This is a genomic window from Pseudomonas jinjuensis, from assembly GCF_900103845.1.
GTDB lineage: Bacteria > Pseudomonadota > Gammaproteobacteria > Pseudomonadales > Pseudomonadaceae > Pseudomonas > Pseudomonas jinjuensis.
Genome location: NZ_FNIJ01000012.1, coordinates 21,690 through 32,881 on the forward strand (window position 1 = coordinate 21,690; position 11,192 = coordinate 32,881).

Below are 11,192 nucleotides of genomic sequence, written 5' to 3' on the forward strand. Positions count from 1 at the left end.
CCCCGTTTAGGAAAGAGCCGTACATGCCTGCATCGCCCAAACCCCTGGTCCTGATCATCCTGGACGGCTTCGGCCATAGCGATTCCCCCGAATACAACGCCATCCACGCCGCCAACAAGCCGAACTGGGACCGCCTGCTGGCTACCCAGCCGCACGGCCTGATTTCCGGCAGCGGCATGGACGTCGGCCTGCCCGACGGCCAGATGGGCAACTCCGAGGTCGGCCACATGAACCTCGGCGCCGGCCGCGTCGTCTACCAGGACTTCACCCGCGTGACCAAGGCGATCCGCGACGGCGAGTTCTTCAGCAATCCGGAAATCACCGCGGCGGTCGACAAGGCCGTGGCCGCCGGCAAGGCCGTGCACTTCATGGGCCTGCTCTCCGACGGCGGCGTGCACAGCCACCAGGACCACCTGGTCGCCATGGCCGAGCTGGCCGCCCAGCGCGGCGCCGGGAATATCTACCTGCACGCCTTCCTCGACGGCCGCGATACCCCACCGAAGAGCGCCGAGTCCTCCATCAGGCTGATGGACGAGACCTTCGCCCGCCTCGGCAAGGGCCGCACCGCCAGCCTGATCGGCCGCTACTTCGCCATGGACCGCGACAACCGCTGGGACCGCGTCGAAGCCGCCTACAACCTGATCACCGAAGGCCAGGCCGAATTCACCGCCGCCAGCGCCGTCGAAGGCCTGGCCGCCGCCTACGAGCGCGGCGAGAGCGACGAGTTCGTCAAGGCGACCCGCATCGGCGAGCCGGTGAAGGTGGAAGACGGCGACGCGGTGATCTTCATGAACTTCCGCGCCGACCGCGCCCGCGAGCTGTCGCGCGCCTTCGTCGAGCCGGGCTTCAAGGAATTCCAGCGCCAGCGCGAGCTGAACATGGCCGGCTTCGTCATGCTGACCCAGTACGCCGCGAGCATCCCGGCGCCCAGCGCGTTCAAGCCGGAATCCCTGGACAACGTCCTCGGCGAATACCTGGCGAAGAACGGCAAGACCCAGCTGCGCATCGCCGAGACCGAGAAGTACGCCCACGTCACCTTCTTCTTCTCCGGCGGCCGCGAAGAGCCGTTCGAGGGCGAGGAACGCATCCTCATCCCGTCGCCGAAGGTCGCCACCTACGACCTGCAGCCGGAAATGAGCGCGCCGGAAGTCACCGACCGGATCGTCGAGGCCATCGAGAACCAGCGTTTCGACGTGATCATCGTCAACTACGCCAACGGCGACATGGTCGGCCACACCGGCGTGTTCGAGGCCGCGGTGAAGGCCGTGGAAGCGCTGGACACCTGCGTCGGCCGCATCGTCGAGGCGCTGGACAAGGTCGGCGGCGAAGCGCTGATCACCGCCGACCACGGCAACGTCGAGCAGATGGAAGACGTGATGACCGGCCAGGCGCACACCGCGCACACCTGCGAGCCGGTGCCGTTCGTCTATGTCGGCAAGCGCAAGCTGAGCATCCGCGAAGGCGGCGTGCTGGCCGACGTGGCGCCGACCATGCTGACCCTGATGGGCCTGCCGGTGCCGGCGGAAATGACCGGCACCTCGATCGTCCGCCCGGACTGATCCACAGGCAGCGCCACAACCGGGAAACGCCCCATGCCACGCGGCCTGGGGCGTTTCTTTTTGGCCGCCGGGGCGGGCATACTAGTCCGGTCCCGAATCCAGGTGCCCGCCACCCCATGCATCGTGCCCTCTCCTCCCTGCTGCTGATCTGCCTGCTGAGCCCGTTCGCCGCCGTCGCCGACGAACGTAGCGACACCCAGCGCCAACTCGAACAGACCAAGAAGGACGTCGCCGAGCTGAAGAAGACGCTCAGCGCCATCCAGGAAGAGAAGTCCGGGGTACAGAAGCAGCTCAAGTCCACCGAGACGCAGATGGGCGATCTGGAGAAGCAGATCAAGGCCCTGCAGGAGCAGCTCAAGCAGAGCGAAGAGGAGCTGCAGCGGCTCGACGGGGAGAAAAAAAAACTCCAGGGCGCGCGCCTTGAGCAGCAGCGCCTGATCGCCATCCAGGCGCGCGCGGCCTACCAGAGCGGCCGCGAGGAATACCTCAAGCTGCTGCTCAACCAGGAACATCCGGAAAAGTTCAGCCGCACCCTCACCTACTACGACTACCTCAACCGCGCCCGCCTCGAACAGATTTCCGCCTACAACGAGACCCTGCGCCAGCTGGGCAACGTCGAGCAGGAAATCGCCGCGCAGAACAGCCAGCAGCTCGAACAGCAGAACAGCCTCGAAGCGCGCCGCGCGGAACTCGCCGAGGTGCGCCAGAAGCATCAGGAAGCGCTGGCCAAGCTCAACAGCGAATACGGCGACGGCAACAGGAAGCTCCAGGCCCGCCAGCAGGACCAGGCGGAACTGGCCAAGGTACTCAGGACCATCGAGGAAACCCTCGCGCGCCAGGCCCGCGAAGCCGAGGAAGCGCGCCAGCGCGCCCTGGCCGCGGAGCGCGAACGCGCGCGCCGCGACCGCGAGCTGGCCAGCAGCTCATCGGCGGCGAAGAAACCTCGCGCCGACTACAGCGGTCCATTGGTTTCCAGCGCCGGCACGAGCTTCGGCGGGGCCTTCGGCGCCGCCCGCGGCAAGCTGCCCTGGCCGGTCGACGGCCGCGTGCTGGCGCGCTTCGGCAGCCCGCGCGGCGACGATCCCCGCGCCACCTGGGACGGCGTACTGATCGGCGCAGCCGCCGGCAGCACGGTGCGCGCCGTGCATGGCGGCCGCGTGGTGTTCGCCGACTGGCTGCGCGGCGCCGGGCTGCTGGTGATCCTCGACCACGGCGGCGGCTACCTCAGCCTCTACGGTCACAATCAGAGCCTGCTGAAGGACGCCGGCGACACGGTGAAGGCCGGCGAGCCCATCGCCACGGTTGGCGCCAGCGGCGGACAGAGCTCCCCGGCGGTATACTTTGCCATTCGCCACCAGGGTCGCCCGGCGGACCCCACTACCTGGTGCCGCACGCAGGGATAAGCGGCGGACACGCCTTAGGAGCCAAACATGTCGCATTGCTTCCGTCTCACCACCCTGGCCCTGGCGTTGCTGCTGGGTAGCGGCTCCCTGCTCGCCGCTCCGGCCGCGCAATCCGCCGCGCCCGCCGGCGATGGCCGCGAGGCGCCGCTGCCGCTGGACGAGCTGCGCACCTTCGCCGAAGTCCTCGACCGGGTGAAGGCCGCCTACGTCGAACCGGTGGACGACAAGACCCTGCTGGAAAACGCCATCAAGGGCATGCTCAGCAACCTCGACCCGCACTCGGCCTATCTCGACCCGGAGGAATTCGCCGAGCTGCAGGAAAGCACCAGCGGCGAGTTCGGCGGCCTGGGCGTGGAAGTCGGCACCGAGGACGGCTTCATCAAGGTGGTCTCGCCCATCGACGATACCCCGGCGGCCAGGGCCGGCATCCAGCCCGGCGACCTGATCATCAAGATCGACGGCAAGCCGACCAAGGACCAGTCGATGAACGAGGCGGTGGACAGCATGCGCGGCAAGCCCGGCTCGCCGATCACCCTGACCATCGTGCGCGGCGGCGGACGGCCGTTCGACGTCGAGCTCAAGCGCGCGATCATCAAGGTCCGGAGCGTCAGGAGCCAGATCCTCGAACCGAACTACGGCTACCTGCGCATCACCCAGTTCCAGGTCAACAGCGGCGAGGAAGTGGTCAAGGCGCTGGGCAAGCTGCGCAAGGACAACAACGGCAAGCTCAAGGGCATGGTCCTCGACCTGCGCAACAACCCGGGCGGCGTGCTGCAGTCCGCGGTGGAAGTGGCCGACTCCTTCCTCACCAAGGGGCTGATCGTCTACACCAAGGGTCGCATCGCCAACTCCGAGCTGCGCTTCTCCGCCGACCCGTCCGACCCCAGCGAAGGCGTGCCGGTGGTGGTGCTGATCAACGGCGGCAGCGCCTCGGCGGCGGAAATCGTCGCCGGCGCCCTGCAGGACCAGAAGCGCGCGATCGTCATGGGCACCGACAGCTTCGGCAAGGGCTCGGTGCAGACCGTGCTGCCGCTGAACAACGACCGCGCCCTGAAGCTCACCACCGCGCTCTACTACACGCCCAACGGCCGCTCGATCCAGGCCCAGGGCATCGTCCCGGACATCGAGGTGGAACGCGCCAAGCTCACCCGCGAGCAGAGCGATTTCGAAGGCTTCAAGGAAGCCGACCTGCAGGGCCACCTGTCCAACGGCAACGGCGGCGCGGATCGCCCGACCACCGCCGGCAAGGCCGGCGACCAGCCGCGTCCGCAGGACAGCGACTACCAGTTGAGCCAGGCTCTCAGCCTGCTGAAGGGACTCAGCGTCAGCCGCGGCAACAACTGACCGATGCGCCTGGCGCGGCTGCTGTTCGGCCTGTGCCTGGGCGCGCTGTCCTGCCAGGCGCCGGCCGCCCCGGCGCCCAGCCATCCGCCCCTGCTCGCCATCGTCATCGACGACATGGGGCAGAACCTCGAACGCGACCGCCGCGTCCTCCAGCTGTCGCCCCGCATCGCCACCGCCATCCTGCCGGACACTCCGCACGCCGCGACGGTAGCGCACGAGGCGCACCAGCGCGGGCACACGGTGCTGCTGCACATGCCCATGGACCCGGCCGGCGGCGCCTTCGCCTGGCGTCCCGGACTGCCCCGCGAGGAACTGCTGCGCCGGCTCGACGCTGCGCTAACCGCCGTGCCTTTCGTGCAGGGCGTGAACAATCACGAAGGCAGCCGCATGACCGCCGAGCGCCCGGCGATGGACTGGCTGATGCAGACCCTGCAGCAGCGCCACCTGTTCTTCCTCGACAGCCGCACCAGCGCCGCCACCGTGGCCGCCGCCGAGGCGCAGAAGGACGGGCTGGCGAGCCTGTCGCGGGATGTGTTCCTGGACGACGACCCGAGCGAGGAAGCCGTGGCGCGTCAGCTGCAACTGGGCATCGCGCTGGCGCGGCGGCAGGGCTCGGCAGTGCTGATCGGCCATCCGCGCCCCGCCACCCTCGCCGTGCTGGAGCGCGAGGTGCCGAAGCTGAAGGCGCTGGGCATCGAACTGATCGACCCGCTGCCGCTGATCGCCGAACGCGGCAACCGGGCGATGGCGGCGCATGGCAAGGATGGGGTTTATCGATGAGACGGCACTGCTGGGTGGACGTCGCTTTTCCTGTCCACCGCCTCGGCCGTAATGGTGGAAATCGCTTCGCGGATTTCCACCCTACGCCTGGACTGGCAGGAACCTGTAGGAGCCAGCTTGCTGGCGATCCCGGATTCACCGGCAACCGACAAGCCGCCGGCAGACACGGCTGATCGCCAGCAAGCTGGGCTCCTACAGGATCGGCATCGCCGGTGGGCGCAGGAGCGTGCGTAGTGTGTAGGGCGGGCGCAACCCGCCATTGGGCCCCGGCGGGTTTCACGCGCCCTGCATCGGTCTGTAGCCGGGCGCTTTCCGGCCTCAGAGATAGCTGTTCAGCACATCGTCGACGAAGCCTTCGCCGCGCATCTGGTCGAGGGTGTCCTGCAGCTTCTTCACCACCTCGTCCGGAGTCTCGCGGTTCAGCGCCAGGAAGAGCTGGTCGCTGTTGAAGCGCAGCACGGTCTTCAGGCCGGTCACGCCTTCCTGCCTGGCCAGGTAGCGGCCGGCCGGGTCGCCGCTGGCCCAGAGGTCGATCTGGCCCTTGTCCAGCTTGCTGGCGTTTTCCTGGTCGCGCAGCGCCAGCACCGGATCGAAGCCGCGCTTGCCCAGGTATTCGGCGATGGCATCGCCCTTGTAGGCGCCGATCCTGTACTGCTTGGCCTCGTCCAGGCTCCCCACGCTGATGGTGCTGTCGCCCTTGGCCAGCAGCACCCAGTCGTCCGGACCGATCGGGCCGACCCATTTGAACGACGCCTCGCGCTCGGGCAGCCGGGCGGTGACGAACACGCCGTAGCCGGGCTTCTCCAGCGCCAGCTTGTAGATGCGATCCCAGGGGAAGCGCAGGGTCAGGCTGTACTTGATCCCGGCGCGCCTGAACATTTCCCGCACGATATCCACGGCGATGCCGTCGATATTGTCTTCCTGGGCGAAGTTCTTCCCGTTGATCGCCATGTTGTAGGGCGGGAAGTTTTCGGTCAGCAGGACCATGCTGTAGTCGGGAGAGATTTCGGCTCGCGCCCCGGCGGACAGCAACAAGGTACAACTCACGCACGCAAGCAGAATGCGTTTCAGCATTGGCATCTTCCTGGTTTCCTGGATTTCGGGATCGCGCGGAGTGACGCAAGTTTGACGCCAGAAAAACCCCGCACACAGCGCAGCAGAGTAGCCGATTGCCACCCACTCCGCTGTGCAGAAAATGCCAGAATCGTGCGTGAGCCCGTCATGCCGACGGGCAGCAGGCGCTCGACGCAGTTATGCCGACGCGCAGCAGATCATGCTCAGCGCACGACGATGCCGCGGCTGGCCATATAGGCCTTGGCTTCGGGGATGCTGTACTCGCCGAAGTGGAAGATGCTCGCCGCCAGTACCGCGTCGGCCTTGCCCTCGATGATGCCGTCGGCCAGGTGCTGCAGGTTGCCGACGCCGCCGGAAGCGATCACCGGAATGCCCACCGCCTCGCTGATGGCGCGGGTCACGCCGAGGTCGTAGCCGCTCTTCACGCCGTCCTGGTCCATGCTGGTGAGGAGGATTTCACCGGCGCCCAGGCCTTCCATCTTCTTCGCCCATTCCACTGCGTCGAGCCCGGTGGGCTTGCGGCCGCCGTGGGTGAAGATTTCCCAGCGCGGGGTTTCGCCCGGCGCGGAGACCTTCTTGGCGTCGATGGCGACGACGATGCACTGCGAGCCGAAGCGCGCGGCAGCCTCGCCGACGAATTCCGGGGTGAACACCGCGGCGGTGTTGATCGACACCTTGTCCGCGCCGGCATTCAGCAGGTTGCGGATGTCCTGCACGGTGCGCACGCCGCCGCCCACGGTCAGCGGAATGAACACCTGGCTGGCCATGCGCTCGACGGTATGCAGGGTGGTGTCGCGGCCATCGACGCTGGCGGTGATGTCGAGGAAGGTGATCTCGTCGGCGCCCTGCTCATCGTAGCGGCGGGCGATTTCCACCGGGTCGCCGGCGTCGCGGATGTTCTCGAACTTGACGCCCTTCACCACGCGGCCGTTGTCCACGTCGAGGCAGGGGATGATGCGTTTTGCCAGTGCCATGTCTTTGCTTCCGTAGGATGGGTGGAGCGCAGCGATACCCATGCTGACTCGCCACCCGATACCCTCATCGGTGGGTTACGCCGCTGCGCGGATAACCCACCCTACGTTCGAATCAGCCCTTGAAGCTGTCGCACAGCGCCTGGGCCTCGGCGACGTCCAGCGTGCCTTCATAGATCGCCCGGCCGGTGATGGCGCCGACGATGCCCGGCTCCTTCGCATCCAGCAGTTTCTGGATGTCGCCGAGGTTGTGGATGCCGCCGGAAGCGATCACCGGGATGCGCGTGGCGCGGGCCAGGGCGGCGGTGGCTTCGACGTTGCAGCCCTGCATCATGCCGTCCTTGGAGATGTCGGTGTAGACGATCGCCGAGACGCCATCGGCCTCGAAGCGCCTGGCCAGGTCGATCACCTGCACTTCGCTGACTTCGGCCCAGCCGTCGGTGGCGACGAAGCCGTCCTTCGCGTCGAGACCGACGATCACCTTGCCCGGGAAGGCGCGGCAGGCTTCGCCGACGAATTCCGGCTGCTTGACCGCCTTGGTGCCGATGATCACGTAGCTGACGCCGGCGCGGACGTAGTGCTCGATGGTTTCCAGCGAGCGGATGCCGCCGCCGATCTGGATCGGCAGGTCCGGGTAGCGCCTGGCGATGGCGGTGACCACCTCGCCATTGACCGGCTTGCCTTCGAAGGCGCCGTTCAGGTCAACCAGGTGCAGGCGGCGGCAACCGCCCTCCACCCACTTGGCGGCCATGGCCACCGGGTCGTCGGAGAAGACGGTGGCATCTTCCATCAGGCCCTGGCGCAGGCGCACGCAGGCGCCGTCTTTCAGATCGATAGCGGGAATGATCAGCATCGGTTGAACCTGCTCACGTCATTGAAATCGGGAGGGTCAGCTCTTTTCGAGCGCCCACAAGTCGCTCTCGATGCTTTCGAACCTGTCCTTCAGGTGCGTCTGCACGTCGAGGATCGCCTTGTTGTAGAACAGCGGGCCGAACTCGCGCATGAAGAAATCCAGCGCCTCTTCGGCCTCGAAGGAGCCGACATCCAGCTCGAACCGATCTTCGAGGAAGCGCTGGATGGCCCGCGCCGCGCTCTGGCGCTGGGCGCCGTCGAGTTCGAGGATGGCCGGCTTGTCCTTCTGGCGCGCCATGGCTTACCAGCGCCCGTCCCAGGCGGCGAAGTTCTGCAGCAGCTGCAGGCCGTGGGTGTGGCTCTTTTCCGGGTGGAACTGCACGGCGAAGCGCGAGCCCTCGGCCAGCGCGGCGGCGAAGTCGACGCCATAGTGGCCGCGACCGGCGACCTGGCGCGGATTGCCCGCCTCGATGTAGTAGCTGTGCACGAAGTAGAAGCGCGCGTTGTCCGGGATGTCGTGCCAGAGCGGGTGCGCCACGCTCTGCGAGACCTGGTTCCAGCCCATGTGCGGGACCTTCAGGTGTTCGCCGTCCTCGTGCAGATCCTTGCCGAAGAAGCGCACCTGGCCGGGGAACAGGCCGATGCAGTCGACCCCGTCGTTCTCCTCGCTGTGCTCCAGCAGCGCCTGCATGCCGACGCAGATGCCGAGGAACGGGCGGTCCTGGCTGACTTCACGCACCAGCGTGTCGAAACCCAGGCGCTTGATCTCGGCCATGCAGTCGCGGATCGCACCGACGCCGGGGAACACCACGCGGTCGGCCTCGCGGATCACCGCAGCGTCGCTGGTCACCAGCACCCGGCCGGCGCCCACGTGCTCCAGCGCCTTGGACACCGAGTGCAGGTTGCCCATGCCATAGTCGATGACGGCTACCGTCTGCATCACAGACACCCTTTGGTCGACGGCATCTGCCCGGCCATGCGTTCGTCCAGCTCGATGGCCATGCGCAGCGCGCGGCCGAAGGCCTTGAACACGGTCTCGATCTGGTGGTGGGTGTTGTGCCCGCGCAGGTTGTCGATGTGCAGGGTCACGTTGGCGTGGTTGACGAAGCCCTGGAAGAACTCCATGAACAGGTCGACATCGAAGCCGCCGACGCTGGCGCGGGTGAACGGCACGTGCATCTGCAGGCCGGGGCGGCCGGAGAAATCGATCACCACGCGCGACAGCGCCTCGTCCAGCGGCACGTAGGCATGGCCGTAGCGGCGGATGCCCTTCTTGTCGCCGATGGCCTTGGCGAAGGCCTGGCCGAGGGTGATGCCGATATCCTCGACGGTATGGTGGTCGTCGATATGCAGGTCGCCCTTGCACTCGATGTCCAGGTCGATCAGGCCGTGGCGGGCGATCTGGTCCATCATGTGCTCGAGGAAGGGAACCCCGGTATCGAAGCGGGCCTTGCCCGTTCCATCCAGGTCGATGGAAACCTTGATCTGGGTTTCCAGGGTGTCGCGCGCGACGGATGCCTTGCGTTCGGCCATCACCAGCTCCACAGCTAACACTGCACGTAATTATAAGAAAAGGGCCGGCATTATAGGCGCGACGGGCCTTCTGCGGCTACGGGCGACGGTCGGCCGGCTGGCCTCGACGCCCTCGCCTTACTTACACTTGCCGGCCCACGCCGAGGAAGCCGCCATGCCCGTGATCGTCGAAACGCTCGTCCAGCCCACCGAACAGGACCGCCAGGACCTGCTGAAGATCTACGCCGACGCCCCGGACTGGCTGCTCGCACCGCATGCCGACGCGCCCGCGCTGGTGGAGGCCGGGCTGCGCGAAGGCCGGCTGCTCGGCGGACGCTTCAACGACCGCCTGCTCGGTGCCGCCTGGCTGGAACTCGACGACGACGCCTGGCGCCTGTCGCGCCTGTGCGTGCGCAAGGTCACCCGCGGGCGCGGCGTCGGCCAGCGTCTGCTCGACGAGAGCAGGCGCCTCGCCAGCGAAGCCGGCAAACCCTTGCTGCTGCGCGCGCCATCCGGCCATCTGGAAGCCCAGGCGCTGGCCGCCCGGGCGCACCTGCAACTGGAGCAGGACTGAGGAATGGACGGCGTAGACCTGCTGATCGTCGGCGCCGGCGCGCTCGGCCTGGCCTGCGCCGCGCGCCTGGCCGATCCCGCTCGCAGCGTGCTGGTGGTCGAACAGGAACGCCTGATCGGCAGCCACACATCCAGTCGCAATTCCGAAGTCATCCACGCCGGCCTCTATTACACGCCCGGCTCGCTGAAGGCCGAACTCTGCCTGGAAGGCCGCGAACGCCTGTACGCCTGGTGCGCCGCCCACGACGTGCCGCACCAACGCATCGGCAAGCTGCTGGTGGCGGTGGAGGACGCCGAGCGCGCCAAGCTGGACAGCCTCGCCGTCAACGCCGCGGCCTGTGGTGTGCATGACCTGCAGGAAATCGATGCCGCCCGCCTGCATTCCCTGGAGCCGGCCGTACGGGGCGTCGCCGCCCTGCTCTCGCCAAGCACCGGCATCGTCGACAGCCACGCCTACCTGCAATCGCTGCTCGGCGAAGCCGAAAGGAAAGGCGCGCAACTGGTCCTGGATACCCGCATCGACCGCCTGCAACACACGGCGGATGGCTGGATCGCCGAAGGCTCCAGCGTTGGCGAGCCCTTCACGCTGAAGGCCGAACGGGTAATCAATGCCGGCGGCCTGTTCGCCCAACAACTGGCCGGAGCGACCGCCGGACTGGCCGGCGCGCCGCCTCTGCACCTGTGCCAGGGCCGCTACTTCACCTACGCCGGGCGCTCGCCGTTCCACCACCTGATCTACCCGATGCCGGAAGCCAACACCGCCGGTCTCGGCATCCACGCCACCCTCGACCTCGCCGGGCAGCTGCGCTTCGGGCCCGACGTGCGCTATCTAGACGCCATCGACTATCGCGTCGACGAACAGCTGCGGGACGCCTTCGCCACGGCCATCGCCCGCTATTTCCCGGGCCTCGACGCCGCCCGCCTGCAGCCCGGCTACAGTGGCATCCGGCCCAAACTGGCCGGCCCCGGGGAACCCGCGGCCGACTTCCTCATCCAAACCCCGGAAGACCATGGCCTGCCAGGCCTGGTCAACCTGTTCGGCATCGAGTCACCGGGGCTGACCGCCAGCCTGGCGATCGCCGAGCGTGTCGCCGCGGCCTGTTGACGGCCATCACATTGATATA

Annotated in this window: 12 protein-coding genes; 6 read left to right on the top strand and 6 right to left on the bottom strand. The window is 67.4% G+C overall.

The features are described 5' to 3' along the window. Positions 1–23: 23 nt before the first annotated feature. The 4 genes from gpmI to BLR75_RS17280 all read left to right on the top strand — a co-directional run bounded on the left by gpmI (position 24) and on the right by BLR75_RS17280 (position 5,086). A complete protein-coding gene (gpmI, locus tag BLR75_RS17265) occupies positions 24–1,559 on the top strand; it encodes a 2,3-bisphosphoglycerate-independent phosphoglycerate mutase (RefSeq protein WP_084311747.1) in 1,536 nt (511 codons plus the stop codon). Between the two features lie 116 nt (positions 1,560–1,675). Next, positions 1,676–2,962, top strand: a complete 1,287-nt coding sequence (locus BLR75_RS17270) for a murein hydrolase activator EnvC family protein (protein ID WP_084311746.1) — start codon at positions 1,676–1,678, stop codon at positions 2,960–2,962. A 27-nt stretch (positions 2,963–2,989) separates the two neighbouring features. Further along, the gene (locus BLR75_RS17275; RefSeq protein ID WP_084311745.1) at positions 2,990–4,306 is read left to right on the top strand and encodes a S41 family peptidase; all 1,317 of its coding nucleotides are present in this window, start codon (positions 2,990–2,992) and stop codon (positions 4,304–4,306) included. Positions 4,307–4,309: 3 nt separating this feature from the next. After that, positions 4,310–5,086, top strand: coding sequence for a divergent polysaccharide deacetylase family protein (locus BLR75_RS17280; protein WP_084311744.1), 777 nt, complete (start codon positions 4,310–4,312; stop codon positions 5,084–5,086). 318 nt (positions 5,087–5,404) lie between these two features. On the opposite strand, the gene BLR75_RS17285 is transcribed toward BLR75_RS17280, so the two are convergent. The 6 genes from BLR75_RS17285 to hisB all read right to left on the bottom strand — a co-directional run bounded on the left by BLR75_RS17285 (position 5,405) and on the right by hisB (position 9,516). Next, complete coding sequence (locus tag BLR75_RS17285) at positions 5,405–6,160, bottom strand: substrate-binding periplasmic protein (protein WP_084311743.1); 756 nt, start codon at positions 6,158–6,160, stop codon at positions 5,405–5,407. 203 nt (positions 6,161–6,363) lie between these two features. Then, positions 6,364–7,134: an imidazole glycerol phosphate synthase subunit HisF gene (hisF, locus tag BLR75_RS17290; RefSeq protein WP_084311742.1), complete on the bottom strand. Its 771-nt coding sequence runs from the start codon at positions 7,132–7,134 to the stop codon at positions 6,364–6,366. Positions 7,135–7,246: 112 nt separating this feature from the next. Then, entirely contained in the window at positions 7,247–7,984 is a 738-nt protein-coding gene (gene hisA / locus BLR75_RS17295; RefSeq protein ID WP_084311741.1) for a 1-(5-phosphoribosyl)-5-[(5-phosphoribosylamino)methylideneamino]imidazole-4-carboxamide isomerase, read from the bottom strand. A 36-nt stretch (positions 7,985–8,020) separates the two neighbouring features. Then, positions 8,021–8,281, bottom strand: coding sequence for a DUF2164 domain-containing protein (locus tag BLR75_RS17300; RefSeq protein WP_084311740.1), 261 nt, complete (start codon positions 8,279–8,281; stop codon positions 8,021–8,023). 3 nt (positions 8,282–8,284) lie between these two features. After that, a complete protein-coding gene (gene hisH, locus BLR75_RS17305; protein ID WP_084311739.1) occupies positions 8,285–8,923 on the bottom strand; it encodes an imidazole glycerol phosphate synthase subunit HisH in 639 nt (212 codons plus the stop codon). Then, on the bottom strand, positions 8,923–9,516 hold the full coding sequence (hisB, locus tag BLR75_RS17310; protein ID WP_015479330.1) for an imidazoleglycerol-phosphate dehydratase HisB: 594 nt from the start codon (positions 9,514–9,516) through the stop codon (positions 8,923–8,925). Before hisB ends, hisH begins: the two co-directional genes overlap by 1 nt. Positions 9,517–9,670: 154 nt before the next feature. Between hisB and BLR75_RS17315 the strand changes: the two genes are divergently transcribed. Further along, complete coding sequence (locus BLR75_RS17315) at positions 9,671–10,069, top strand: acetyl-CoA sensor PanZ family protein (RefSeq protein WP_084311738.1); 399 nt, start codon at positions 9,671–9,673, stop codon at positions 10,067–10,069. Between the two features lie 3 nt (positions 10,070–10,072). After that, positions 10,073–11,173 carry an NAD(P)/FAD-dependent oxidoreductase gene (locus BLR75_RS17320; RefSeq protein WP_084311737.1) on the top strand — a complete coding sequence of 367 codons (1,101 nt, stop codon included), beginning with the start codon at positions 10,073–10,075 and terminating at the stop codon, positions 11,171–11,173. Positions 11,174–11,192 lie beyond the last annotated feature (19 nt).